The 24325-nt window shown below is 71.9% G+C and carries 24 protein-coding genes and 1 tRNA gene; 15 read left to right on the plus strand and 10 right to left on the minus strand.

The window, feature by feature from the left end:
- The first annotated feature begins 1 nt into the window (after position 1).
- From gnd to ACQUQD_RS32600, 3 genes are all read left to right on the plus strand, one after another.
- Positions 2–880 (plus strand): phosphogluconate dehydrogenase (NAD(+)-dependent, decarboxylating), encoded by an 879-nt coding sequence (gnd, locus tag ACQUQD_RS32590; protein WP_428955761.1) that lies wholly within the window; start codon positions 2–4, stop codon positions 878–880.
- Positions 881–940: 60 nt separating this feature from the next.
- The gene (locus tag ACQUQD_RS32595) at positions 941–1540 is read left to right on the plus strand and encodes a histidine phosphatase family protein (protein WP_428955762.1); all 600 of its coding nucleotides are present in this window, start codon (positions 941–943) and stop codon (positions 1538–1540) included.
- A 192-nt stretch (positions 1541–1732) separates the two neighbouring features.
- Positions 1733–3439 (plus strand): fibronectin type III domain-containing protein, encoded by a 1707-nt coding sequence (locus ACQUQD_RS32600; protein ID WP_428955763.1) that lies wholly within the window; start codon positions 1733–1735, stop codon positions 3437–3439.
- Between the two features lie 59 nt (positions 3440–3498).
- Here the strand turns inward: ACQUQD_RS32600 and ACQUQD_RS32605 are convergent, their stop codons facing one another.
- Complete coding sequence (locus ACQUQD_RS32605) at positions 3499–4008, minus strand: DUF3592 domain-containing protein (RefSeq protein WP_428955764.1); 510 nt, start codon at positions 4006–4008, stop codon at positions 3499–3501.
- A 64-nt stretch (positions 4009–4072) separates the two neighbouring features.
- Positions 4073–4157, minus strand: a tRNA-Leu gene (locus tag ACQUQD_RS32610).
- 188 nt (positions 4158–4345) lie between these two features.
- Here ACQUQD_RS32610 and ACQUQD_RS32615 point away from each other — a divergent pair.
- From ACQUQD_RS32615 to ACQUQD_RS32625, 3 genes are all read left to right on the plus strand, one after another.
- Positions 4346–5671, plus strand: coding sequence for a M20/M25/M40 family metallo-hydrolase (locus ACQUQD_RS32615; RefSeq protein WP_428955765.1), 1326 nt, complete (start codon positions 4346–4348; stop codon positions 5669–5671).
- 162 nt (positions 5672–5833) lie between these two features.
- A complete protein-coding gene (chpH, locus tag ACQUQD_RS32620; protein WP_428955766.1) occupies positions 5834–6067 on the plus strand; it encodes a chaplin ChpH in 234 nt (77 codons plus the stop codon).
- A gap of 148 nt (positions 6068–6215) precedes the next feature.
- The gene (locus ACQUQD_RS32625) at positions 6216–6968 is read left to right on the plus strand and encodes a chaplin (RefSeq protein ID WP_428955767.1); all 753 of its coding nucleotides are present in this window, start codon (positions 6216–6218) and stop codon (positions 6966–6968) included.
- An 84-nt stretch (positions 6969–7052) separates the two neighbouring features.
- Here the strand turns inward: ACQUQD_RS32625 and ACQUQD_RS32630 are convergent, their stop codons facing one another.
- The gene (locus ACQUQD_RS32630; protein WP_111666225.1) at positions 7053–7241 is read right to left on the minus strand and encodes a DUF5703 family protein; all 189 of its coding nucleotides are present in this window, start codon (positions 7239–7241) and stop codon (positions 7053–7055) included.
- 47 nt (positions 7242–7288) lie between these two features.
- Here ACQUQD_RS32630 and ACQUQD_RS32635 point away from each other — a divergent pair, with 47 nt between their 5' ends.
- On the plus strand, positions 7289–7981 hold the full coding sequence (locus ACQUQD_RS32635) for a hypothetical protein (RefSeq protein WP_428955768.1): 693 nt from the start codon (positions 7289–7291) through the stop codon (positions 7979–7981).
- Between the two features lie 62 nt (positions 7982–8043).
- Here the strand turns inward: ACQUQD_RS32635 and ACQUQD_RS32640 are convergent, their stop codons facing one another.
- Positions 8044–10290 carry a helix-hairpin-helix domain-containing protein gene (locus ACQUQD_RS32640; protein WP_428955769.1) on the minus strand — a complete coding sequence of 749 codons (2247 nt, stop codon included), beginning with the start codon at positions 10288–10290 and terminating at the stop codon, positions 8044–8046.
- Positions 10287–11270, minus strand: a complete 984-nt coding sequence (locus ACQUQD_RS32645; RefSeq protein WP_428955770.1) for an aldo/keto reductase — start codon at positions 11268–11270, stop codon at positions 10287–10289. The genes ACQUQD_RS32640 and ACQUQD_RS32645 overlap by 4 nt, the downstream gene beginning before the upstream one ends.
- A 197-nt stretch (positions 11271–11467) precedes the next feature.
- Here ACQUQD_RS32645 and ACQUQD_RS32650 point away from each other — a divergent pair, with 197 nt between their 5' ends.
- Both ACQUQD_RS32650 and ACQUQD_RS32655 read left to right on the plus strand, forming a co-directional pair.
- On the plus strand, positions 11468–12523 hold the full coding sequence (locus ACQUQD_RS32650; protein ID WP_428955771.1) for an LLM class F420-dependent oxidoreductase: 1056 nt from the start codon (positions 11468–11470) through the stop codon (positions 12521–12523).
- Between the two features lie 232 nt (positions 12524–12755).
- Positions 12756–13544 (plus strand): ferritin-like domain-containing protein, encoded by a 789-nt coding sequence (locus ACQUQD_RS32655; protein WP_428955772.1) that lies wholly within the window; start codon positions 12756–12758, stop codon positions 13542–13544.
- Positions 13545–13550: 6 nt separating this feature from the next.
- Here the strand turns inward: ACQUQD_RS32655 and corA are convergent, their stop codons facing one another.
- A complete protein-coding gene (gene corA / locus ACQUQD_RS32660; protein WP_428955773.1) occupies positions 13551–14552 on the minus strand; it encodes a magnesium/cobalt transporter CorA in 1002 nt (333 codons plus the stop codon).
- Between the two features lie 62 nt (positions 14553–14614).
- Between corA and ACQUQD_RS32665 the strand changes: the two genes are divergently transcribed.
- From ACQUQD_RS32665 to mshC, 5 genes are all read left to right on the plus strand, one after another.
- Positions 14615–15301: a histidine phosphatase family protein gene (locus ACQUQD_RS32665; protein WP_428955774.1), complete on the plus strand. Its 687-nt coding sequence runs from the start codon at positions 14615–14617 to the stop codon at positions 15299–15301.
- A 102-nt stretch (positions 15302–15403) separates the two neighbouring features.
- Positions 15404–15994 (plus strand): DUF3090 domain-containing protein, encoded by a 591-nt coding sequence (locus tag ACQUQD_RS32670; RefSeq protein ID WP_428955775.1) that lies wholly within the window; start codon positions 15404–15406, stop codon positions 15992–15994.
- Positions 15958–16803: an SCO1664 family protein gene (locus ACQUQD_RS32675; protein ID WP_428955776.1), complete on the plus strand. Its 846-nt coding sequence runs from the start codon at positions 15958–15960 to the stop codon at positions 16801–16803. Before ACQUQD_RS32670 ends, ACQUQD_RS32675 begins: the two co-directional genes overlap by 37 nt.
- A gap of 58 nt (positions 16804–16861) precedes the next feature.
- Complete coding sequence (locus ACQUQD_RS32680) at positions 16862–17311, plus strand: SRPBCC domain-containing protein (RefSeq protein ID WP_428955777.1); 450 nt, start codon at positions 16862–16864, stop codon at positions 17309–17311.
- A gap of 91 nt (positions 17312–17402) precedes the next feature.
- Positions 17403–18632 carry a cysteine--1-D-myo-inosityl 2-amino-2-deoxy-alpha-D-glucopyranoside ligase gene (gene mshC, locus ACQUQD_RS32685; RefSeq protein ID WP_428955778.1) on the plus strand — a complete coding sequence of 410 codons (1230 nt, stop codon included), beginning with the start codon at positions 17403–17405 and terminating at the stop codon, positions 18630–18632.
- 96 nt (positions 18633–18728) lie between these two features.
- On the opposite strand, the gene ACQUQD_RS32690 is transcribed toward mshC, so the two are convergent.
- Together ACQUQD_RS32690 and ACQUQD_RS32695 are read right to left on the minus strand one after the other, a co-directional pair.
- Entirely contained in the window at positions 18729–19424 is a 696-nt protein-coding gene (locus tag ACQUQD_RS32690; protein WP_428955779.1) for a hypothetical protein, read from the minus strand.
- A gap of 38 nt (positions 19425–19462) precedes the next feature.
- Entirely contained in the window at positions 19463–21100 is a 1638-nt protein-coding gene (locus ACQUQD_RS32695) for a S8 family peptidase (protein WP_428955780.1), read from the minus strand.
- A gap of 414 nt (positions 21101–21514) precedes the next feature.
- On the opposite strand from ACQUQD_RS32695, the gene ACQUQD_RS32700 reads away from it, so the two are divergent.
- Entirely contained in the window at positions 21515–22471 is a 957-nt protein-coding gene (locus tag ACQUQD_RS32700) for an SMP-30/gluconolactonase/LRE family protein (RefSeq protein ID WP_428955781.1), read from the plus strand.
- Positions 22472–22510: 39 nt separating this feature from the next.
- On the opposite strand, the gene ACQUQD_RS32705 is transcribed toward ACQUQD_RS32700, so the two are convergent.
- Together ACQUQD_RS32705 and ACQUQD_RS32710 are read right to left on the minus strand one after the other, a co-directional pair.
- Positions 22511–23482: a PAC2 family protein gene (locus tag ACQUQD_RS32705; protein WP_428955782.1), complete on the minus strand. Its 972-nt coding sequence runs from the start codon at positions 23480–23482 to the stop codon at positions 22511–22513.
- A 152-nt stretch (positions 23483–23634) separates the two neighbouring features.
- On the minus strand, positions 23635–24306 hold the full coding sequence (locus tag ACQUQD_RS32710) for a FadR/GntR family transcriptional regulator (protein ID WP_428955783.1): 672 nt from the start codon (positions 24304–24306) through the stop codon (positions 23635–23637).
- Between the last annotated feature and the right edge of the window lie 19 nt (positions 24307–24325).

Consider the following 24325-nt stretch of genomic DNA (forward strand, 5'->3'; position numbering starts at 1 on the left):
CATGCAGCTCGGACTTATTGGCCTCGGCAAGATGGGCGGCAACATGCGCGAGCGCATCCGCCGCGCGGGCCACACCGTCATCGGCTACGACCGCAACCCCGAGGTCTCGGACGTCGCGTCGCTCGCCGAACTCGTCGAGAAGCTCGAAGGCCCGCGCGTGGTCTGGGTGATGGTCCCCGCGGGCGCCGCCACCCAGTCCACCGTCGACGAGCTGAAGGACCTGCTCTCCGAGGGCGACATCGTCGTCGACGGCGGCAACTCCCGCTGGACGGACGACGAGAAGCACGCCGCCGAGCTGGGCGTGAAGGGCATCGGCTTCGTCGACGCCGGCGTCTCCGGCGGCGTGTGGGGCCTGCAGAACGGCTACGCCCTCATGGTCGGCGGCTCCGACGAGAACGTCGCCAAGGTCAAGCCGGTCTTCGACGCCCTCAAGCCCGAGGGCGACTTCGGCTACGTCCACGCGGGCAAGGTCGGCGCGGGCCACTTCTCCAAGATGGTCCACAACGGCATCGAGTACGCCATGATGCAGGCCTACGCCGAGGGCTGGGAGCTGCTCGAGGCCGCCGACTCGGTGACCGACGTGCGCGAGGTCTTCCGCTCCTGGCAGGAGGGCACGGTCATCCGCTCCTGGCTGCTCGACCTGGCGGTCAACGCCCTCGACGACGACGAGCACCTGGCCAAGCTGCGCGGCTTCGCCGCCGACTCCGGCGAGGGCCGCTGGACCGTCGAGGCGGCCATCGACCACGCGGTGCCGCTGCCCGCGATCACCGCTTCGCTCTTCGCCCGCTTCGCGTCCCGCCAGGACGACTCGCCGCAGATGAAGATGATCGCCGCGCTGCGCAACCAGTTCGGCGGCCACGCGGTCGAGTCCGCCAAGTAGCCCCACACGCAACGGCACCAAGCAGCCACATATAAAGGCAAGTTGAGGGGGGATGTCGCCATGGGTGACCTCCTGCTGGTCCGCCACGGCGAGACCGAGTGGAGCCTGTCCGGACAGCACACCAGCTGGACGGACAAGCCCCTCACCCGGCACGGCGAGGAACAGGCCAAGTCCCTGGCCCCGTTCTTCGCCGGCCGGCCCTTCGCACGCGTCCTCACCAGCCCGCTGGACCGCGCGGTCCGCACCGCCGATCTGGCGGGCCTGGCCGGGGCCGAGCCCGACCCCGATCTGCACGAGTGGGACTACGGGGCGTACGAAGGCATCACCACCCGCGAGATCCACAGCACCCGGCCCACCTGGGACCTGTGGACGGACGGTGTGCCGCCCGGCCCCGAGGGGCACCCGGGGGAGTCCCCGGCCGAGGCCGGGGCGCGGGCCGACCGCGTCCTGTCCCGGGTGGACGCGGCCCTCGCGGCCGACGACGGGGACGTCGTCCTCGTCGCGCACGCGCACTTCCTGCGCGTCGTCACCGCCCGTCGGCTGGGGCTCGCCCCGGCCGACGGTCGGTTGTTCCAGCTCGCCACCGGCACGGTCAGCCGGCTCTCCACCGAGCACGGCCGGCCGGTCGTCGCGGCCTGGAACGTACGACCCGCGTCCTGACGCGAGGCCGACCGTACGGCACACGGCCGTACGGTCGGCCCCGGGGACGAACCGGACGCAGGCGGGGTGGGCGGCCCCGCAATCCGGCGGACCACCTTGACAACCGCATTGGTCCATACCAACTTATGAGGGCCACAGGAACTGCACGGTTCGCGCTCGTCCCCAAGTCCCCTCAGAGCACCGGGAGTTCGCGTGTCCCCACACCGAACGCAACGCCGCACCAGACCCTCCGTCAGACCCCGCTTCCTGGCCCTCCTCGGCGCCGCCGCCCTCGCCCTCGCCGGTGCCGTCGCCCTGCCCGGCACCGCCCAGGCGGCCAACGTCCTGTCCAACCCCGGCTTCGAGTCCGGCTCCCTCGGCCCCTGGACCTGCTCCGGCAACCTCGGCTCCGTGGTCTCCACCCCCGTCCACGGCGGCACCAAGGCCCTTGCGGGCGCGGCGAGTGCGAGCGACAACGCCAAGTGCGGCCAGACCGTCGCCGTCCAGCCCAACACCGCGTACACCCTCTCCGGCTCGCTGCGCGGCAGCTACGTCTACCTCGGCGTCGACGGCGGCGCCTCCACCTGGACCCAGTCCCCGTCCACGTACAGCCAGTTGACGGTCAAGTTCACCACCGGCGCCGCCCAGACCAGCGTCAGGATCTACACGCAGGGCTGGTACGGGCAGGGCACCTACTACGCCGACGACATCAGCCTCGACGGACCCGGCGGCGGGGGCGGCTCGGACACCCAGGCCCCGACCGCCCCGACCGGCCTCACCTCCACCGGCAAGACGTCCTCCAGCGTCTCCCTGTCCTGGAGCGCGGCGAGCGACAACGTCGGGGTCACCGGCTACGACATCTACTCCGGCGGCAGCAACAAGCTCCTCACGGTCTCCGGCACGTCGGCCACCGTCTCCGGCCTGGCCGCGTCCACCGCGTACAGCTTCACGGTCAAGGCCCACGACGCGGCGGGCAACAGCTCGGCCGCCTCCAACGCCGTCTCCGTCACCACGAGCGCGGGCTCCGGCGGCGGCACCGGCTTCAAACAGGCCGCGCCGTACCTCTACACCGGCTGGGGAGACCCGCCGAGCCCCACCACCGTCATGAACGCCACCGGAGTCAAGTGGTTCACGATGGCCTTCATCCTCTCCTCCGGCGGCTGCAACCCGGCCTGGGACGGCCAGCGCCCGCTCACCGGCGGCCAGGACCAGACCGCGATCAACGCCGTCCGGTCCGCGGGCGGCGACATCGTCCCGTCCATCGGCGGCTGGAGCGGCAACAAGCTCGGCCCCAACTGCTCGACACCGGAAGCGCTCGCGGGCGCGTACCAGAAGGTCATCGACGCGTACGGCCTCAAGGCGATCGACGTCGACATCGAGAACACCGACGAGTTCGAGAACACCGCCGTGCAGGACCGCATCCTGAACGCCCTGAAGATCGTCAAGGCCAACAACCCCGGCCTGCGCACGATCCTCACCTTCGGCACGTCGACCACCGGCCCGACGTACTACGGCAACCGCCTCATCGAGCAGGCCAAGGCCCTGAACGCGGACATCGACGTCTTCACGATCATGCCGTTCGACTTCGGCGGCGGCAGCGACATGTACGGCAACACCGTGAACGCCGCCGAGGGCCTGAAGACCAAGCTCAAGTCGGTCTTCGGCTGGGACGACGCCACCGCCTACGCCCACCTCGGCATCTCCGGGATGAACGGCCTCAGCGACCAGCAGGAGACCACCACGCCCGCCATCTGGACCCAGATCAAGGACTGGGCGAACAGCAAGCACATCGCCCGCCTCGCCTTCTGGTCGGTCAACCGCGACCGGCCGTGCGCGGGCGGCGGCGTCGCCGAGAACTGCTCCGGCATCAGCCAGGACACCTGGCAGTTCACGAAGATCACGGCCGGCTTCACCGGCTGACCGACCCGCAAACACCAGACCCCCCGGCCGGACGGCCGGGGGGTCTGGTGCGTGTGTCGCTACGCCTTCGTGAGAGCCACCGGCGGCGCGCCCGCGACCCGCGACCGCCTGCGCCGCGCCACCGCGAAGGCCGTCGCGATCGCCAGGATCACCAGGCCGATCCCGCTGAAGATCAGCGGCAGGAGCCACATCGAGAGGAAGCCGTCGATCTGCGCGTCCTCGGGGTCATCGGCCCGGTACAGCACATCGACCCGGTCGCCCACGTCGTACGCCGGCGGATTGGAGCCCGCCGAACTGCGGAAGGTCACCGACTCGCCGCCGGCCGGGGTGAACAGGACCACCGGGTGCGCGGACGGCCCGCTGCCCCGGCTCTTGCGGGACGAACCGCTGCTCGTGCCGGAGCTCCACTCCATGTGCACCACCGTGCCCTCGGCGTGCTTCCCGCTCACCGCCAGCGAGACCGACATTCCGCCCAGCACCAGACCGATCGCCAGGAACAGGGCCCCGAACGCGATCCCGCCGAAGGTGATCCACCAGCGGGCGTCCCGCCCACCGCGCTGAAACCGCACAACTTCCCTCTCACCGACCGCCGGTAAAACAAAAAGACCCCAGATGGACTGGGGTCTTTCGCTGTGTCCGAGGGGGGACTTGAACCCCCACGCCCGATAAAGGGCACTAGCACCTCAAGCTAGCGCGTCTGCCATTCCGCCACCCGGACAAGGTGTCTGCCGCCTTTTTGCGGGGTGTTTCCCGCGGCGACACAGAGAACATTACCAGGGTTTCCAGGTGGTCCGATCACGCCACCCGACCGGCCTGTGAACGGCACGTGACGAGGGCGGCCCGGCCTTGGGCGCGGGCACCAGGAGAGAGAGGATGGGAGGGATCCACAGGGAGAGAGGAACAAGCGTGAGCGAGTCGAGCACGGGCAGGGCCGTCTCCGGACAGGACGAGGTCGTCGACCTCTGCCGTGAGCTGATCCAGATCGACACCAGCAACTACGGCGACCACTCGGGTCCCGGCGAACGCAAGGCCGCCGAGTACGTCGCGGAGAAGCTCGCCGAGGTCGGTCTCGAACCGAAGATCTTCGAGTCCCACCCCGGCCGCGCCTCCACGGTCGCCCGCATCGAGGGCGAGGACCCGACGCGGCCCGCGCTGCTCATCCACGGCCACACCGACGTCGTCCCGGCCAACGCGGCCGACTGGACCCACCACCCCTTCTCCGGCGAGGTCGCCGACGGGTGCGTGTGGGGCCGCGGAGCCGTCGACATGAAGGACATGGACGCGATGACCCTCGCGGTCGTCCGCGACCGGCTGCGCACCGGCCGCAAGCCCCCGCGCGACATCGTCCTGGCCTTCCTCGCCGACGAGGAGGCCGGCGGCACGTTCGGCGCCCACCACCTCGTCGACCACCACCCGGAGCTCTTCGAGGGCGTCACCGAGGCGATCAGCGAGGTCGGCGGCTTCTCGTTCACCGTGAACGAGCAGCGCCGGCTCTACCTCGTCCAGACCGCCGAGAAGGGCATGCACTGGATGAAGCTCACCGTGGCCGGCACCGCCGGGCACGGCTCGATGATCCACCGGGACAACGCGATCACCGAACTGTCCGAGGCCGTCGCCCGGCTCGGCCGCCACAAGTTCCCCGTGCGCGTCACCAAGACCACCCGCGCCTTCCTCGACGAGCTCGGCGACGCGCTCGGCACCGAGCTCGACCCCGAGGACATGGAGTCGACCCTCGTCCGGCTCGGCGGCATCGCCAAGCTGATCGGCGCCACGCTCAGCAACACCGCCAACCCCACGCAGCTGGGCGCCGGTTACAAGGTCAACGTCATCCCCGGCGAGGCCACCGCGCACGTCGACGGACGGTACCTGCCCGGCCACGAGGAGGAGTTCCTCGCCGACCTCGACCGCATCCTCGGCCCCCTCGTCAAGCGCGAGGACGTGCACGCGGACAAGGCCGTCGAGACCACCTTCGACGGGGCGCTCGTCGCGGCCATGCAGTCCTCGATCGCCGCCGAGGACCCGATCGGCAAGGCCATCCCCTACATGCTCTCCGGCGGCACCGACGCCAAGTCCTTCGTGGAGCTGGGCATCCGCAACTTCGGCTTCGCGCCGCTGCAGCTGCCGCCCGAGCTGGACTTCGCGGGCATGTTCCACGGCGTGGACGAGCGGGTCCCGGTCGACGGCCTCAAGTTCGGTGTCCGGGTGCTCGACCGGTTCATCGACGCGTCGTGAGGAACGGTCCGCGTCAACACCGCGTGATCGCAACATTCGTCCGCACGTGCGTACTTGCCTGAAAAGAGTGAAAGGAACCATAGGCTCGTAGCCCCATTACTTCCTCCTCGTTACAGGGAGTGCAGTCCGCGGCTGGGACTGCATTGCCAACAAGGAGGAATAATGATCAAGAAGGTCGTCGCTGCTGCGGCTGCCACTGGTGGTCTCGTGCTCGCGGGTGCGGGCATCGCCGCTGCCGACGCCGGTGCCCAGGGTGCCGCCGTGAAGTCCCCCGGTGTGCTGTCGGGCAATGTCATCCAGGCGCCCATCCACGTGCCGGTGAACGTCTGCGGCAACACGGTCTCCGTGATCGGGCTGCTGAACCCCGCCTTCGGCAACACCTGCGTCAACAGCTGACGTTGCTGTGCTTCACCCCTTGAGGGTCTGAGTCCGTCGGCCCCGGAGTGCGCGCCATGCGCTCCGGGGCCGACGGTGATTCGGTGCGGGGCGCACGGCTCCGCACATTTCGGTAGGTGCTTAGGCAAGTTCTAAGGCAGGGAAAGCTATGCGACAGGTCACGCGCAAGGGCCTGATCACCGTGGCGGCCGCGACCGGCGTGCTCGCCGTCACCGGTGGCTACGCGCACGCCGACTCGGGCGCGCAGGGAAGCTCCTCGGGTTCCCCGGGCGTGCTGTCCGGCAACTCGGTGCAGGTGCCCGTCGAGGTTCCGGTCAACCTGTGCGGCAACACCGTGAACGTCGTCGGGCTGCTCAACCCCGCGACGGGCAACGACTGCTCCAACGCCTCGGACCGCGACGGCTACGGCAGCGACTCGCACCAGTCGTCCGGCGGTGGCTCGCACCAGTCGTCCGGCGGTGGCTCGCAGGCCGGCGGTCACACGAGCGATTCGCCCGGCGTCGGCTCGGGCAACCACGTGCAGGTGCCGGTCGAGGTGCCGGTCAACGCGTGCGGCAACTCGGTCAGCGTCATCGGACTCGGCAACGCGACGACCGGCAACGACTGCTCGAACCACGACAGCGGCACCAGCACGCCGCCCGGCGGCCCCGAGAAGCCGCCGTCGAAGCGGCACCACCCGGGTACGCCGGGCACCCCGGGGACCCCGCCGACCCGTGCGGTGCACCACCAGCACCAGCCCGACACCCCCAATCAGCCGGGGACGCAGACGGTCGCCCAGCCCAAGGGCGAGTCGCAGCTGGCGATGACCGGCAGCTCCCTGCCGGTCGGCGCGGCGATCCCGGTGGGCGCGGGTGCGCTGCTCGCCGGCGCGGTCCTCTACCGGCGGGCCAAGGCGGCCTGAGTCGAGCAGGCGCCAAGAACGGAGGAGCGGGCCCCGCGGGTGCGGGGCCCGCTCCTCCGTGTCGGCTCACCCGCCGGGTTCAGGTCACCATGTGGCCCGTACCTGGCGGATGATCCGACGGCGCAGCCGCACGCGGCGACTGCCGTCGCGGCGCAGACTCAATCGGTCCAACTCCCAGTGTCCGTACTCTGCATGGTCCGTCAGCAGGCGCGTCGCATCCTTGCGGGAGACCCCGCGCGGCACGTACACGTCGACAAATTCGTATTCCGGCATCGCATCTATTGTGCGGGCAGTGGCCCGGTACGGATAGCGTCTGCACTATGTCTGATGCTGCGCAGCCCACCGCTGCCGAGGTACGCGCCGCCGCCGAGGCGGTCAAGGCTGCGCTCGACCGCCACCTGGCGGCTGTCGAGCGCAGGTCGGGAGAGGACGACCCGGCCGTATACGAAGCGTTCAACGAGCTCGCCGCCGCGGCCGAGGAGTACGACGAGCTCCTCTACGACCGCTACGACGAGGTCACCCCCTTCGAGATCCCCGGCGGAGAGGATTCCCTGCCGCCGTACACGGGGCCCGAGGAGCCGAACGCGCTGAGCGTGCTGATCCGACGCGACTACGCCGTGGTGGAGCCGCAGCGACTTCTCGCCCAGGCCGGCCGGGTCGCCGACCTCGACGGCGATCCGGACATCGACACCGAGACCGCGACCGGGGCGGGCAGCAGCGTGCACGCCGCGCTCGGCGTCCTCTTCGGCGAGTTCGAACCCGACGAGATCGCCTCCCGGCACAAGGAGTTCGGCCTGGAGGAGGGCGACTCCACGCTCTGGGTGATGGCCGCGGACGAACCGGCGGAACCGGGCGAGTGGCTGGAGCTCCCGTTCGACCAGGCCGACCCCCAGCGGGTCGTCTGCCGCTTCGACGTGAGCGCCGTCTTCGACGACGACGACCTGGACCCCGACGAGGACATCGACGCGGGCGTGGAGATCGACGAGGCACTGGAGGACGCCGACCGCAGATGACGGTCCCCGGGGCGTCCGTCCCCCCCGGCGCCGGGGAACCGGGCCGGGGACGGACGCCTCGACTAGGCGCCGGGCACCTGCGCCCGGACCAGGGTCTGCAACCGCGTGGTCCGCGGCTTGGCCGGGACCTCCGCGACGGCCCGGGGCAGGGCCGCGTCGACGCCGTGCACCACGGACAGGTGCCGCTCCCCGCGCCCGAACGCCGTGTAGACCCAGGGCCGGCTCAGCGCCTGCACCGCATCGCCGGGCAGCACCACCACGGCCGCCGGCCAGCGCAGTCCCATCGCCTGATGCCCGGTGACCGCCCAGCCGTGCCGCACGGCGCGCTCCACCTGCTCCTTCGGTACGACGACGGGCTCGCCGTCGCACTCCAGGCGCAGCCCCTCCGCGTCGGCGCCGAGCACCCGGCCGGGCCGGATCCGCCCCGGCGTCGGCACGTACACCACCCGGTCCCCGGGGTCGAAGCCCCCGAACCGCCCGGGGCCGGGGTTGAGCCGCTCCTTCAGCGCCGCGTTCAACACCCGTGTCCCGGCCGCGCCGCCGTGCCCGGGAGTGATCACCTGGGTCTCCTCGGCCGGCACGCCGATCGCCCGCGGCACCGAGTCGGCGACGAGCTGCACCGTGCGGTGGATCGCCTCGGCCGCGTCCCGCACCGGAACGATCACGACTTCCTTGCCCGGCGCCTCCACCTGGTTCAGCTCACCGATGCCGATCCCGGAGACCAGCTCGCCGATCGGCCCGAAGTCCGGGGTGCGGGAGGAGATCCGGGGGCAGATCCCCGCCGCGAGGAGATCCGCGAACACCCGCCCGGGGCCCGCCGACCACAGCGTCCCGGGATCCCCGCTGAGCACGAGCCCCGATCCGTCGGCGAGGAGCTCGACGAGCATCGCCGCGTCGTCCACGTCCGTCTGCGGTGCGTCGAGGACGACGAGCAGGTCGACGGCGATCGCCCCGTCGGCGTCCCGGCCCGGGCCCTCCGTCTGCGCGAGCAGGCCCGCGACCGTCGCCGTGGCCGTCTCGGGTGCCTCCGCGCCGAGCTGCCGCGCGGCCCGCCGCCGTCCGTCCGCGCTGTGCGCGGCGACGCAGACGCGCAGGCCGAGCCGGGCGGCGGCCGCCGCCGCGGCGACCGGCTCCGCGCGGGCGGCCTCACCACCGGTGTGCAGCACGAGCCGGTGCGCCCCGATCGCGCGGATCAGCTCGGCGGTCGAACCGCCCGCGGCGGCAGCGGCGTCCTCCCAGTCCGTGCCGGGCGAACCGCCGTCCTTGGGGCCGGAGTTGATCAACCGGGCCAGGCCGTCGGCGAGGCTCTCCTCGGCGAGCGCGGTCCGCTCGAGGCCCACCAGGACGCGGACCGGGCGCTCGGCCTCCTCCTCGCCCTCGGCCGGCTCGGGCGCGGGTGCGTCGTCGAGGGCGTCCTGGAAGAGCAGCGCCTCTCCCTCCGCGACGGCGCTCTGCACGGCGGCGTCCGGATCCGGCACGGCGCGCTTGCCGAGCGCCTCGACGAGGACGGGCAGGTCGAGGGCCGTGTGTCCGGCGACAGCCGCCTGTTCGAGCAGCCAGACGGTGACGGCGCGGCCACGGCGCTCGTCGTCGGGGGCACACTCGGCGCCGAGCAGCGCCCGCGCGAACCCGTCGGCCTGCTCCGGCCGGACACCGCTCACCCGCAGCAACTGCCACGGATCGGCGCGCAGTTGCCCGTCGGCGTCCTCGCCCAGGGTCCGGGCGGCCGACGCGGCGAGCGTGTCGGGCGCCCCGCCCTCGACGAGCACGGCCCGCACCGCGTCCACCGTCCCGGCATCGGGCCCCGCGTCGGCGGCGGGCGCGACGGGCTCGGGCCTGCGCACCGGCTGGGGCGTGACGACGCGGCGCGGCTCGCGCTCCGGGTCCGCGAAGACGGTGGCGACGGGCTTCTCGCCGCTCTCCACGGCGCGCACGGCGGCCAGCAGATCGGCGGCCTTCCCGCTCAGCTTCGCCCCGGCGTCGACCGGGCCGTCCTTGGCGGCCTTGCGCTGCGCGATCCGCTCCCGCAGCTCCCGCTGAGCGGCCAACTCGGCCTCGGCCTCGCTCGGCTGGGCCGCCTCCTGCCGCTCGGCGCCCTCGCTCTCCGTGCCTTCGCCCTCGGAGTCCTCGCCCTCCGTGCCCGCGCCCTCCGGACCGTCCGCCTCCGCGGCCTCTGTGCCCTCCGGCTGCGGCTCCGCAGTCGCCGACCCGGCCTCCGCCGAAGGCGCCTCGGCCGACGTCTCCGTGTCCGGCCCGGCGTCGGGGCGCGCCCCTGACTCGTTCTCCGCGGCAGCGGACTCCGTACTCACAACGTGCTCCAGTCCTGATCGGGATAGCGGTGCACGGGCGCCGACACGTCGTCGAGCGCCTGGCAGATCTCGTCAGGAAGACTAAGGGCCTCCACTGACAATGCCGCCGTGAGCTGCTGCGCGTTGCGCGCCCCGACGATCGGCGCGGCCACCCCGGGCCGGTCCCGGACCCAGGCGAGAGCCACCTGCAGCGGCGTCACCGCGAGTCCGTCCGCCGCTATCGCGACCGCGTCGACGATGTGCCCGGCCGCCTCGTCCAGGTACGGCGCGACGAACGGCGCCATGTGGTCGGAGCCCCCGCGCGAGTCCGTGGGCGTGCCCGAGCGGTACTTGCCGGTGAGCACGCCCCGGCCCAGCGGCGAGGAGGGCAGCAGCCCGATGCCCAGGTCGAGCGCGGCGGGCAGCACCTCCCGCTCCACCCCGCGCTGCAGCAGCGAGTACTCCATCTGCGTACTGGCCAGACGGGTGCGCACGCCCGGCGCCGCGAGCTGCCACGTGCCGGCCTTGGCCAGCTGCCACCCGCAGAAGTTCGAGACGCCCGCATAGCGCGCCCGCCCGCTGCTGACAGCGATGTCGAGCGCCTGCAGCGTCTCCTCGAGCGGGGTCCCGGTGTCGTACGCGTGGACCTGCCACAGGTCGACGTAGTCCGTGCCGAGCCGGGCCAGCGAGGCGTCGAGGGCGGAGAGCAGATGGCCGCGCGAGCCGTCGAAGCGCCGGTCCGGGTCGGGCACGCTGCCGGCCTTCGTGGAGATGACCAGATCCCGCCGCGGCACGAGCCCCTCGACGAGCCGCCCGAGCAGGTACTCGGACTCGCCGTCCCCGTACACGTCGGCCGTGTCGACGAGCGTGCCGCCCGCCTCCCAGAACGACTTCAACAGGTCGGCGGCGTCGTGCTCGTCGGTGTCCCGCCCCCAGGTGAGGGTGCCGAGTCCGATCCGGGACACGCGCAGGCCGGTGTGGCCGAGATGCCTCTGCTCCATGGGCGCTGAGATTACTGGCCGAAGGTCAGGATGTGGGGCCCTGCGGGCCGGATTTCCCGGGGACGGCGCCCGGACCCCCGGCCCGACGAGCAGGTCGGCCCATGTGCCCGGCGCCGACGCCGCGCTAAGGTGCCCGGCAAGAGACGTTACCGATGGGTAAACCAGCGGATCCGCACGGCGTTAAGGGGATGTGGTCAATGAAGCTCGGCATCAATCTCGGGTACTGGGGCGCGGGCATGGACGCGGACAACCTGGCCGTCGCGCAGGAGGCCGACCGGCTCGGCTACGCGGTGTGCTGGGCCGCCGAGGCGTACGGGTCCGACGCCGCCACCGTCCTCGCGTACGTCGCCGCGCAGACCGAGCGCATCGACGTCGGCTCGGCCATCTTCCAGATCCCGGCCCGCCAGCCCACGATGACGGCGATGACGGCGTCGACCCTCGACTCGCTCTCCGGCGGCCGCTTCCGGCTCGGCCTCGGTGTCTCCGGACCGCAGGTCTCCGAGGGCTGGTACGGCGTCAAGTTCGACAAGCCGCTGGCCCGCACGCGCGAGTACGTCGAGATCGTCCGCAAGGCGATGAGCCGCGAGCGGGTCACCCACGACGGCGCGCACTGGACGCTGCCCCTGCCGGGGGGCCCGGGCAAGCCGCTCAAGCTCACCCTGCACCCGCAGCGCGAGCACATCCCGCTGTACATCGCCGCGATCGGTCCGAAGAACCTGGAGCAGACCGGTGAGATCGCCGACGGCGCCCTGCTGATCTTCCCGGCCGCCGAGCACCTGGAGGAGACCGCGATCGCGCCCCTGCGCGCGGGCCGCGAGAAGGCCGGCCTGACGATGGAGGGCTTCGACGTCTGCCCGACGCTGCCGCTCGCCCTCGGCGCCGACAAGGACGTGACGGCCCTCGCGGACTTCTTCCGCCCCTACACCGCCCTGTACGTGGGCGGCATGGGCAGCGCCAAGCAGAACTTCTACAACCAGCTCGCGCAGCGCATGGGCTACGAGAAGGAGGCCGCCGAGATCCAGGAGAAGTACCTCGCCGGCGACAAGGAGGGCGCCGCCGCGGCGATCCCGCACCAGCTCATCGACTCCACGACGCTGCTAGGCTCGGTGGACCGGATCGCCGACCGGATGCGGGCGTACGCCGCCGCCGGTGTCACCACGCTGACGATCAACCCGGCCGGGTTCACGCTCGACGAGCGGGTGGCCGCGCTGCGGGCGGGCACGGAGGCGCTGGAGCGGGCCGGGCTCGCATAACGGGAGCAGCGAAGAGGTTTCCGCGGCCGTGGTGGGGGCTCGGGGGGTCTTCCCCGCCACGGCCGTCACGGAGACCAACGCGCCATCGCGCGCACGGTTACGCTTCGCTGCGCACTCGGGATCCTCCGTTCGGCCGAGTTGTCCTGCACACCTGTTGCCCCGCCCCGCGTACCGCATTTGACTCGTTCTTTGCGGAACACCGGATCGTGCGCGGACGCGTGGAGGTACCAGGATGCTGTCGGCCAAGAGCTTGTTCCAGGAGATCATCGACAACGACGAGTCGTTCCGGCTGTTCTGCTCCATCGCTGCCAGTGGTGAGTCCCAGGGCGGCTGGGAGAACGGGCGGATCGCCGCACTCGTCCCCGAGAGCGAGCGGGCACTCGCCCCCAAAGTGGCGCGGCACGGCGCCGACGAGGACAAGCACGGGCGCATTTTCAACGCCCTTATGAAGAAGCGCGGTCTGCAGCCGGTGCCCGTACCGCACGAAGCCGACTACACGATGCTGCTGGAGAAGCACGGCATCGGACTCGCGCACGAGCAGCTCAAGCGCGACGAGCCGCTCTCCGTGCAGGACATCGTCACCTACCTCGCGCACAGCCGCGTCACCGAACAGCGCGCCTCCGAGCAGATGGAACTGCTGCGCAAGCACTTCTCCCAGGACCCGGACATCGGCCGCGCGGTCAAGATGATCTCCAACGACGAGGACAACCACCTCGCCTACTGCCACGAGGAACTGCTCCGCTTCGCGTACGCGGGCCACGGCCGCACCATCCAGCGCATCCTGCGCGAGTGCGCCCTGGCGGAGATCGCCGTCTACCGGGACGTCAGTCTGGCCGTCATGGACCACATGGGCCGCATCCTGGGGTGGCCGAAGGCCAAGTCGGCCGTGCTCGCCGCCGGGATCCACGCCGTGTACGCGTACGAACGGGCCGGCGGCTGGCGGCGGATGGTGTCGCTGACGATGCCGCAGCGGCGCGACGCGCTCGGCGGCCCCGCGACCACGTCGGTCGAGTTCGCCTGACGGGCCCTACAGCCAGCCGCGGCGTCTGAACGTCCGGAACAGCGCCACCTCCAGGGCGACCATCAGCAGGATCACCGCGGGGTACGACCACACCCAGTGCAGCTCGGGCATGTGGTCGAAGTTCATGCCGTAGATGCCCGCGATCATCGTGGGCACCGCGGCCATGGCCGCCCACCCGGAGATCTTCCGCATGTCGTCGTTCTGCCGCACGCTCATCTGCGCCAGGTGCGCGGACAGGATGTCCGACACCAGGCGGTCCAGACCGTCCACGGACTCGTTGACCCGCGTCAGATGGTCGTTCACGTCGCGGAAGAACGGCTTCGCGTCCTCGTCCACGAACGGCACGCCCGCGAGCCCCCAGGGACCCGCCCCGGAGAGCCGGGCCAACGGCAGCGCCAACGGCCCGGTGGCCCGCCGGAACTCCAGGATCTGCCGCTTGAACGTGTAGATCCGCGCCGCCGTGTCCCGCGAACCGCCGACGACCGGCGAGAAGACCTCCGCCTCCAGCTCCTCCAGGTCGGTCTGCAGCTCGCTCGCGACCTCCAGATAATGGTCCACGGCGGCGTCCGTCACCGAGTAGAGGACCGCGGTGGGCCCGTGCCGGAGGAACTCCGGATCGTCCTCCAGACGCCGGCGTACGGCCTTCAGGGGCTCGCCCTCGCCGTGCCGCACGGTCACCACGAACGAGTCGCCCAGGAACAGCATCAGCTCGCCCGTGGACACCCGGTCGCTCTGCGGCTCGTACACGACCGGCTTGAGGACCACGAAGAGCGAGTCGTCGTAGACCTCCAACTTCGGCCGCTGGTGGGCCTTGAGCGCGTCCTCGACGGCCAGCGGATGCAGTCCGAACTCCTGGCTGACCACGTCGAACTCGTGCTCCGTCGCCTCGTGCAGACCGATCCACACGAACGCGTCGCCCGCGGCCCGCGCCTGCGCGAGCGCGTCGGAGAAGTCCGCGGGCCCCTCGGTCCGCCGCCCGTCCCGGTAGATGGCGCAGTCGACGATCATGACTGGCATTCTTCCCAGGGGCCGCGCCGGTCGCACCTCCGCGGGCGCCTAGGCTGGCCCGTATGCCCACGCTGATCCTCGTCCGGCACGGACGCTCCACGGCCAACACCGCGGGTCTGCTCGCCGGGTGGACCCCCGGCGTGGCCCTCGACGAGCGCGGCGCCGCGCAGGCCGCCGCCCTGCCCGAGCGCCTCAAGGACCTGCCCCTCGCGCAGATCGTCACCAGCCCCTTGCAGCGCTGCCAGGAGACCCTGGCGCCGCTGCTCATCGCCCGGCCCGAGGTGGCCGTGAGCGCCGACGAGCGGATCGGAGAGTGCGACTACGGCGACTGGTCGGGCCGCAAGCTCGCCGAACTCACCGACGAGCCGCTCATGCAGGTCGTGCAGCAGCACCCGACCGCCGCCGCGTTCCCCGGCGGCGAGTCGATGCGGCAGATGCAGCACCGGGCCGCCGAGGCGGTGCGTGAGTGGAACGCGCGCGTGGAGCGCGAGCACGGCGCGGACGCCGTCTATCTGATGTGTTCGCACGGCGACATCATCAAGTCCCTTGTCGCGGACGCCCTCGGGCTGCATCTGGACCTCTTTCAGCGCATCTCTGTAGAGCCGTGTTCCATCACGGCGATCCGTTACACGCGACTGCGCCCGTTTCTCGTACGCCTCGGCGACACCGGCGACTTCGCCTCCCTCGCCCCGCGCGAGCAGTCGCAGGAACCGGACGCACCCGTAGGCGGCGGCGCGGGCGCACCGTGATCGTCGGCCGCAGTAGGGTGAAGCAGCCGTAAGCACGGCGGGTCCGGTCACCCCGAGACCGGACCCCAGCCAGTCGATCCCCAGATCCCATGGAGACAGGACGTGTCCCGTCAGGTGTTCCTCTACGACCCTCCGGAGCGTTTCGTGGCCGGTACGGTCGGGCTCCCCGGGCGCCGCACCTTCTTCCTGCAGGCCTCGGCAGGAACCCGGGTCACCAGCGTGGCGCTGGAGAAGACCCAGGTGGCCGCGCTCGCCGAGCGCATGGACGAACTGCTCGACGAGGTCGTCCGGCGCAGCGGCGGCAGCGCTCCGGTGCCCGCCGTCGTGCCCAACGAGATCTCCGACACCGCGCCCCTGGACGCGCCCGTCGACGAGGAGTTCCGCGTCGGCACCATGGCGCTCGCCTGGGACGGCGACGAGCAGCGCATGATCGTCGAGGCGCAGGCCCTCGTCGAGCTGGACGCCGACTCCGACGAGGACCTGGCCGAAGCCGAGGAAAGGCTTCTCCAGGACGAGGAGAACGGTCCGCCGATGCTCCGGGTCCGGCTCACCGGCGCGCAGGCCCGCGCCTTCGCCAGGCGGGCCCTCGACGTCGTGAACGCGGGCCGCCCGCCGTGCCCGCTGTGCAGCCTGCCGCTCGACCCGGAGGGACACGTATGTCCGCGCCAGAACGGATACCGGCGCGGAGCGTGAGCGACCGGGACCTCGCGCTCCTCGCACAGGGGGAGCTGCATGTGGAAGGGCAGATCCGCGACGCCTCGAACGCCGTGCTGCTGTGCACCGTCACGCACGAGGGCCGCGAGGCCTCCTGCGTGTACAAGCCGGTGCGCGGCGAGCGCCCCCTGTGGGACTTCCCCGACGGGACGCTCGCACAGCGCGAGGTCGCCGCGTACGAGGTCTCCGAGGCGCTCGGCTGGGGCCTCGTGCCGCCCACCGTGCTGCGCGACGGGCCCTACGGCGAGGGCATGTGCCAGTTGTGGATCGACGGCCCCGCCGAGTCCGCGGAACCCGCGGAGGGCGACCGGCTGCTGGCCCTCGTCGACGCGCAGGAGCCGGCACCGGGCTGGAAGGCCATCGGATTCGCCGAGGTCGAGGAGGGACGCACGGCCCTGCTCGTGCACGCCGACGACCCGCGGCTGCGCCGGCTCGCGGTGCTCGACGCGGTGATCAACAACGGCGACCGCAAGGGCGGGCACCTGCTCGTCGACGCCGGGGGCCGCCTGTACGGCATCGACCACGGGGTGACCTTCAACGTCGAGGACAAGCTGCGCACCCTGCTGTGGGGCTGGGCGGGGGAGCCGCTCACCGAGGAGGCGACCGCGTCCCTGGAGGCGCTGCGCGAGCGTCTCGGGGCCGATGAGCCGCTGGCCGTCCGGCTCGCCGAGCTGATCACCGACGCCGAGCTGGAGGCCGTACGGGAGCGGGTGGCGGCCCTGCTGAAGTCCGGCCGGCACCGGGAGCCGAGCGGCGAGTGGCCCGCGATTCCGTGGCCGCCCGTCTGAGGCGCGGCGCGGTCGTCGCCGCGGGCGGCTGTCGGTGGTCGGCGCTACGTTCGAAGGCATGACCAAGCTGATTGTCGAGGACCGGATCGACCGCCCGGTCGCGGACGTGTTCCGCACGATCGTCACGCCCGACGGCCTGTCGAGCTTCTTCACGGCCGAGGCGTCCGCCGCCATGGTGCCCGGCACCACGGTGACCTGGCGTTTCGGTCATGTCGACGCGACCTTCGACGTGCGGATCGGCGAGATCGAGACGGATCGCCGCATCTCCTGGAGCTGGCCCGGCGGCGACGTCGCCATCGAGCTGGCGGACGACGCGGGGGCCACACGGCTGACCATCACGGAGCAGCCCATGGCCGACGGGATCGAGGGCGCCGCCCGGGCGGTCGGCCAGACGCAGGGCTGGACGTACTTCGTGTGCGGCCTGCGCGCCTACCTGCTGCATGGCATCCGTCACTTCGGCCTCTCCGACGCGATCCGGGCCACCGTGGTCGCCCCCGGCGCGTCCTAGCGGGCACGGCAGGGGCGCGCAAGAGGGCCTTGTCGGCCAGCTGACCCGGTCCGGTTCGTATGCGGAAGCACCGTCCGGTTACGCTCATGTCATGCATGCCTGGCCCGCTTCTGAGGTCCCCGCCCTGCCTGGCAAGGGCCGCGACCTTCGGATCCACGACACCGCGACCGATGGGCTCGTCACTCTCGACCCCGGTCCCGTCGCCCGTATCTACGTCTGCGGCATCACGCCGTACGACGCGACCCACATGGGTCACGCGGCGACCTACAACGCGTTCGACCTCGTGCAGCGCGTGTGGCTCGACACCAAGCGGCAGGTTCACTACGTCCAGAACGTGACGGATGTCGACGACCCGCTGCTCGAGCGGGCCGTGCGCGACGGCGTCGACTGGGCCGGCCTCGCCGAGCGTGAGACCGCCCTGTTCCGCGAGGACATGACCGCCCTGCGGATGCTGCCGCCGCAGCACTACATAGGCGCCGTCGAGGCGATACCCGGCATCGTGCCGCTCGTCGAGCGGCTCCGTGACGTCGGTGCCGCCTACGAGCTCGAGGGCGACGTCTACTTCTCCGTCGAGGCCGATCCGCACTTCGGCTCCGTCTCGAACCTCGACGCCGCGGCGATGCGGCTGCTGTCCGCCGAGCGCGGCGGCGACCCGGACCGGCCGGGCAAGAAGAACCCGCTCGACCCGATGCTGTGGATGGCCGCACGTGACGGCGAGCCCAGCTGGGACGGCGGCTCGCTGGGGCAGGGGCGCCCCGGCTGGCACATCGAGTGCGTCGCCATCGCCCTCGACCACCTCGGCATGGGCTTCGACGTCCAGGGCGGCGGATCCGACCTGGCCTTCCCGCACCACGAGATGGGCGCCTCCCACGCCCAGGCGCTGACCGGCGAGTTCCCGATGGCCAAGGCGTACGTGCACGCCGGCATGGTCGGGCTCGACGGCGAGAAGATGTCCAAGTCCAAGGGCAATCTGGTCTTCGTCTCGAAGCTGCGCCGGGACGGGGTCGACCCGGCCGCGATCCGGCTCGCGCTCCTCGCGCACCACTACCGGTCCGACTGGGAGTGGACGGACCAGGTCCTCGCGGACGCCGTGGCCCGCCTCGACCGCTGGCGGGCCGCCGTGTCCCGCCCGGACGGGCCCGCCGCGGAAGCGCTCGTCGAGGAGATCCGGGAGGCGCTGGCCCACGATCTGGACGCGCCGGCCGCGCTCGCCGCGGTCGACCGCTGGGCCGCGCGGCAGGACACCGAGGGCGGTACGGACATCGGCGCCCCCGGTGTCGTGTCGCGAGCCGTGGACGCGCTGCTGGGCGTGGCCCTGTAGCCACCGGGACACGGGAAAGGGGCGCTTCCTCCCTGCGGAGGAAGCGCCCCTCGTGTCATCTTTCGAGGTCGGATCCGGCGGACCGGATCAGGCGGGTCAGATCTTGCGCACGTGGATGCTGCGCAGGACCTGCTGCGAGTTGGAGTCCCAGATGCCGACGACCTGGTGGCCGAACGCGAAGGCCTCCTGGACCTGGTCGTGGGTCTGCGGGTTCGGGTTGGCGAAGATCCTGAACTGGCCCTGGATGCGCAGGGCGATGAGGCTGGGCTGCCCGGGCAGCGGCTGCACCACGTCGATGTAGGCGTCCGCGACGCCGGCCTGGAGCACCTGCTGCTGGACCTGCTGCTGGGCGTGCTGTACCGCGATCTGGGCGATCTGGTGCAGATGCTGCTGCACCTGCTGCTCGATCTGCTGCTGCTGGCCACCCATCTGCTGCTGGCCGCCCATCTGCTGCTGACCGAGCTGCTGGAGCAGCCCCTGGAAGGGCTGCTGCTGGCCGAGCTGCTGCAGCTGCTCGAGCGAGCCGCCGCCCATACCCATCGGCTGCTGCTGTTGGCCGTAGCCCTGCTGGCCGAACGGCTGCTGCTGCTGACCGTAGCCCTGCTGGCCGAACGGCTGCTGCTGCTGGCCGAAGCCCTGCTGGCCGAAGCCCTGCTGACCGAGGCCCTGCTGGCCGAACGGCTGCTGCTGGCCGAAGCCCTGCTGACCGAACGGCTGCTGCTGTTGCTGCTGGTAGGGCGACGTGCTCGGGGACTGCTGCCCCTGCTGGCTCATCTGCGGGGTCATGCTCATGCGGGTGCCACCTTCCATCAATGGTTGGCTGCGTTGCGTCAGCCCGTGACCACCAGGCCGACGATCTCGTCGTCCGAGAACCAGACACGAACGTCGGGCCGTCCCCCCGCGAAAGCGGTGTGCACCGCCTGGCGGGTCTCGGGGGACGGGTTGTTCAGACTGCGCCAGGCGCCCGCCACGAACAGCCGGAGCCTGGGCGGGAGTTCGGGCGGATACGGGATCAGCTCGTCCCAGTACCGCTCCGCCTGACCCGAACCGACCGTCGCGGGAAGCAGGTTGGTGACCGCTCCCTTGATGTCGGGCCGGCTGCCGATCCGCTGCGAGGCGGGCCGGCCGGGGGCGTCCTGCTGCGGTGAGCCGGTCGCCCGGAGCACATCGCGCGCCCGCTGCGACGTCATCGGGCGCTGGCCGCCCGCCTTGAGCATGCCCTGAAGGGCAGCCAGCGCGCCGACGACCACCGGGGAGGCGGACGAAGTGCCGGAGAAAGTATCGGTGTACCAGGCGATCTCCTCGGTGCCGCCCTGCAGGTCGCCGGGCCGGTTCCAGGAGCCGCCGGTGGTGGTGACCTCGCGGCCCCAGCCCTGGGCGTCCACCCGGGCGCCGTAGTTGGAGAACGCGAGGCGGGAGCGGTCCGGGCCGTGATCGCGGCCGTGCGTGCCCGGAGGCGGCGCGCCCGCGCCGACCAGCACCGCGGCGGAGGAGCGGTTCGACGGGTTGAACGGGTTGTGCCACCACGTCGGGAACTCGTCCGGGCGCCGCTCGTAGACCGCGTCGTCCAGGGACTCCGCGCCGTTGCCCGCCGCGGCCACCACGACGATGCCCTTGGCCGTCGCGTAGCGGATCGCGGCGAAGTCGTCGGGCCACCACTCCAGCGCGATGTACCCGCGCTGGTCGTCGCGCTGCTGGAAGTCGTGCCGGGGCCCCGGCCGGTGCAGTTCGATCAGCACCAGGTCGCCCGGGTCGAGCCGCTCGGCCGCCGCGTGGATCGCCGCCGCCGTGCCCACGCCCTGGAACGCGGCCGCCGCCGTCACCGCCTCGGGGACGATCCCCGTCACGCCGTAGTCGCCCCGGTCGCCGCCGATCACCCCGAGGACCGCGGTGCCGTGGTTGCGCCACGCCACGTCCGAGATCGGGGTGCCGACCACGATGCCGGCGAGCTTCGCCGACAGGTCCTCGTGCCCGAGCTGCCAGGCGCCCTCCACGTCGATGATCGTGACGCCCTCGCCGCTGCCGCCGACCCGCTGCCACGCCCAGTGCGCGTCCACGCCCTCCGGCGCGGGTCCCAGATAGCCCTGGCGGCCGGTGAAGTCGGGCGTCGCGGCGGCCTTCTCCTGCATGCGCCGCGACTCGTCGAAGTCCGCGGGCCGCGCGGCCGGCACCGCCCCCGGCTTCACGTACGCGGTGTCGATCTCCGGCAGCGCCGCGATCCGCGCCCGCAGCTCCTGGGTGCGCTCGTCGCCGCCGCGGACCCGGTAGAACAGGGCGAGATCGGGGACGTCCGGGCCGGCCTGCGCCGACTCGGCGAGGGACTGGAGCCGCTCCTCACTGCCGAACAGCGGTTCCAGGGTGAGCTGTTCGTCGCCCAGGAACATGTTCAGGGCCGACACGTCGGCGCCCGCCGCCGAACGGACGCCGCCCGCCTGTACGCGCAGCCGGGCCTCCGGGCGCGCCACCACGATCAGTTCCTCCTCCGCTCCTCGATAGGTGAAGCCGGATCCCTCCGGCCCGGGAGCGGACGACCCGGGGCCTGACCCACCCGGGCCCCCCGCCGGTTCCGCGTACTGGTCGCTCATCGGTCCACAGCTCCCCTCGCCGCATCTGGTCGTTCGGGTGTGCTCGTGCTGTGCCGCGCTCGTCGTCGGGGCACACCTTGCTACGGCAGCGCGGTTCCGTCCAGACCTCGTTCCTCAACTGCGTTTGAAATGAAGTTGAATGGGGAACCCCCTGCATTTCGACCGGAAACAGATGTCACGCCGCAAACCGGCCAGAGCCTGCGGTTGCCGGTGTCATGTGCTGGGGTGGGAGCGACTGTTGACCCTTTCGGCCGGGTGGCGCCGCGGCGCTCCCGGCCCTCTGCGGAAGGACGCTCCATGCACCGTTCCTTCGCACGACGAAGACTCCTCGCGGTGGGGGCCGCCATCACCACGGGACTTGCCACGGGCACTGCCCGCGCGGCTGATTCCCGTAGCGGACAGGGGAGTTGGCCCACCCGGTTCGATCTGCCCCACGGATTCCAGCCCGAGGGCATCGCCATCGGCGCCGCGCCGTACGCGTGGTTCGGCTCGCTCGCGAGCGGCGATCTCTACCGGGCCTCGCTCGCCACCGGCCGCGGCACGGTCGTGCCCACCGGCCTGGACATCGGACACCCCACCGCCGGGCTCAAGATCAACGAGTACGGCCGGCTCTATCTCGCGGGCGCCGCCAGCCGCGAGATCCGGATCGCCTCGGCACGGGACGGACGCGTCGAGCGGACCTACGTCGTCGGGTCCGAGGGCACGATGGTGAACGACGTGGTGCTCACGCCCGGCGCCGCGTGGTTCACCGACTCGTACAAGCCACAGCTGTACGGCGTCGAGCTCGGGCGGCGAGGCGAACCCGGCCGCAGCTGGACCCTGCCGCTCGCGGGTGACTGGGAGCAGGGCCCCGACTTCACCGCCAACGGGATCGAGCGCACCCCCGACGGGCGGGCGCTCATCGTGGTCAACACCGTCGCGGGCGGCGGCAGCCTGCTGCGCGTCGACCCGCGCACCGGCGTCGCGCGGACGATCGACCTGGGCGGCGCGACCGTGCCCAACGGGGACGGGATCCTGCTGCTCGGCCGGCTGCTCTACGTGGCCCAGCAGTGGCAGAACGCGATCGACGTCTTCCGGCTCGATCCCGCCGGTACACGGGGTGTCGCCGTCGCCCGGATCACCGACCCGCGGTTCCGGATCCCGACGACGATGGCCGCGTGGCGCGACCGGCTCTATCTGCCGAACGCACGGTTCGACGTGGAGCCGCCCACCCCGGACACCGACTACGACGTGATCGGCGTCGACCAGGTGTGACACACGAGGGGCGGGGCCGCACCGTGCGGCCCCGCCCCGTCAGTCCTCGCTGTCGTCGCCCTCCGGGCGCGGTGGCTTCGGCGGGCGGGGCGGCCGGCCGCCCGGATTGTCCCGGAGGTACGTCGACGAACCGTCCCCGCCATCGGTCGCGTGCCCGCCGGGCTGCGTGCCCGGATCACGGCGCCGCAGATAACGCTCGAACTCCCGGGCGATCGCCTCGCCGGACGCCTCGGGCAGCTCCGCGGTGTCCCGCGCCTCCTCGAGGCTCTGCACGTACTCGGCGACCTCGCTGTCCTCCGCCGCCAGCTGGTCCACGCCCAGCTGCCAGGCGCGCGCGTCCTCGGGCAGCTCGCCCAGCGGGATGCGCAGGTCGATCAGATCCTCCAGCCGGTTCAGCAGGGCCAGGGTCGCCTTCGGGTTCGGCGGCTGCGAGACGTAGTGCGGGACCGCCGCCCACAGCGAGACCGCCGGGACGCCCGCGTGCGTGCACGCCTCCTGGAGGATGCCGACGATGCCCGTCGGGCCCTCGTACTTGGTCTCCTCCAGGTCCATGCGCGTAGCGAGATCCGGATCGGACGTCACGCCGGACACCGGCACCGGCCGCGTGTGCGGGGTGTCGCCGAGCAGCGCGCCGAGGACGACGACCAGCTCGACACCCAGCTCGTGCGCGAAACCGAGGATCTCGTTGCAGAACGAGCGCCAGCGCATGGACGGCTCGATGCCGCGCACGAGGACCAGGTCACGCGGCTTCTCGCCGCCGACGCGGATCACCGAGAGCCGGGTCGTCGGCCAGGTGATCTTGCGCACGCCGTCTTCCAGGAAGACCGTGGGCCGGTTGACCTGGAAGTCGTAGTAGTCCTCGGCGTCCAGCGCCGCGAACACCTCGCCCTTGAACTCCTTGTCGAGATGCGCGACCGCGGTGGAGGCGGCGTCGCCGGCATCGTTCCAGCCCTCGAACGCGGCCACCATGACCGGGTCGACCAGCTCGGGAACCCCCTCGAGCTCGATCACCCAGTGCCTCCTTCCGACGTGCCCTCGCGTACCTGCCCACCTTACGGCGTCCCCGAGGGCCCTCCGCAGCCCCCTGGAACCCGGCGGCTGCCGGGAACACTGCCCCGTGTCGGAGGGTCGCACTCCACCCGTGCGGGGCCCTTTGCCGGATGTCAGAGCGACGAGCGCAGCCACTGCTCCACGCTGGCGATGTGCACCGTGGCCCACGACCGCGCCGCTTCCACGTCGCCGTCGCGCAGCGCCGCGAGGATCGCCCGGTGCTCGTGCAGGGTCCGGCTGACCGCGTCCTCCTGGGTCAGGCCGCGCCAGACGCGGGCCCGCGTGGTCGGTCCGGACAGGCCGTCGAGCAAGGAGCACAGCACCGAGTTGCCCGACGCGCGGACGATGCCGCGGTGGAAGTCGAGGTCGGCGGCGACCAGCTCCTCCACCGACGGCTCGGCGCCCAGGGCGTCCAGCTGGGCCGAGAGCTTGTCGAGCTGGTCCTCGGTGATCAGGGTCGCGGCCATCGCCGTCGCGGCGGGCTCCAGGATGCGGCGCACGGCGAGGAACTCCAGGACCGTGTCGTCGCGGTGGAAGTCGACCACGAAGCTCAGCGCCTCGAGCAGCAGCTGCGGATCGAGGCTCGTCACGTACGTGCCGTCGCCCTGGCGCACGTCCAGGATGCGGATCAGCGAGAGCGCGCGCACGGCCTCGCGCAGCGAGTTGCGCGACAGGCCCAGTTCCGCGGCGAGTTCGCTCTCCTTGGGGAGCCGGTCGCCGGGGCGCAGCGCGCCCGAGACGATCATGCCCTTGATCTTCTCGATGGCCTCGTCGGTGACGGCCATGGCAGCCCCCTCTGCTCGT

Source organism: Streptomyces sp. cg35 (genome assembly GCF_050410835.1).
Lineage (GTDB): Bacteria > Actinomycetota > Actinomycetes > Streptomycetales > Streptomycetaceae > Streptomyces.

Excerpts from the sequence above, each read along its gene's own strand:
- gnd (WP_428955761.1), top strand. The coding sequence starts at position 2 with ATGCAGCTCGGACTTATTGGCCTCGGCAAGATGGGCGGCAACATGCGC.
- ACQUQD_RS32595 (WP_428955762.1), top strand. The coding sequence starts at position 941 with ATGGGTGACCTCCTGCTGGTCCGCCACGGCGAGACCGAGTGGAGCCTG.
- chpH (WP_428955766.1), top strand. The coding sequence starts at position 5,834 with ATGATCAAGAAGGTCGTCGCTGCTGCGGCTGCCACTGGTGGTCTCGTG.
- ACQUQD_RS32625 (WP_428955767.1), top strand. The coding sequence starts at position 6,216 with ATGCGACAGGTCACGCGCAAGGGCCTGATCACCGTGGCGGCCGCGACC.
- ACQUQD_RS32630 (WP_111666225.1), bottom strand. The coding sequence starts at position 7,241 with ATGCCGGAATACGAATTTGTCGACGTGTACGTGCCGCGCGGGGTCTCC.
- ACQUQD_RS32635 (WP_428955768.1), top strand. The coding sequence starts at position 7,289 with ATGTCTGATGCTGCGCAGCCCACCGCTGCCGAGGTACGCGCCGCCGCC.
- ACQUQD_RS32645 (WP_428955770.1), bottom strand. The coding sequence starts at position 11,270 with ATGGAGCAGAGGCATCTCGGCCACACCGGCCTGCGCGTGTCCCGGATC.
- ACQUQD_RS32650 (WP_428955771.1), top strand. The coding sequence starts at position 11,468 with ATGAAGCTCGGCATCAATCTCGGGTACTGGGGCGCGGGCATGGACGCG.
- ACQUQD_RS32655 (WP_428955772.1), top strand. The coding sequence starts at position 12,756 with ATGCTGTCGGCCAAGAGCTTGTTCCAGGAGATCATCGACAACGACGAG.
- corA (WP_428955773.1), bottom strand. The coding sequence starts at position 14,552 with ATGATCGTCGACTGCGCCATCTACCGGGACGGGCGGCGGACCGAGGGG.
- ACQUQD_RS32665 (WP_428955774.1), top strand. The coding sequence starts at position 14,615 with ATGCCCACGCTGATCCTCGTCCGGCACGGACGCTCCACGGCCAACACC.
- ACQUQD_RS32675 (WP_428955776.1), top strand. The coding sequence starts at position 15,958 with ATGTCCGCGCCAGAACGGATACCGGCGCGGAGCGTGAGCGACCGGGAC.
- ACQUQD_RS32680 (WP_428955777.1), top strand. The coding sequence starts at position 16,862 with ATGACCAAGCTGATTGTCGAGGACCGGATCGACCGCCCGGTCGCGGAC.
- mshC (WP_428955778.1), top strand. The coding sequence starts at position 17,403 with ATGCATGCCTGGCCCGCTTCTGAGGTCCCCGCCCTGCCTGGCAAGGGC.
- ACQUQD_RS32690 (WP_428955779.1), bottom strand. The coding sequence starts at position 19,424 with ATGAGCATGACCCCGCAGATGAGCCAGCAGGGGCAGCAGTCCCCGAGC.
- ACQUQD_RS32700 (WP_428955781.1), top strand. The coding sequence starts at position 21,515 with ATGCACCGTTCCTTCGCACGACGAAGACTCCTCGCGGTGGGGGCCGCC.
- ACQUQD_RS32710 (WP_428955783.1), bottom strand. The coding sequence starts at position 24,306 with ATGGCCGTCACCGACGAGGCCATCGAGAAGATCAAGGGCATGATCGTC.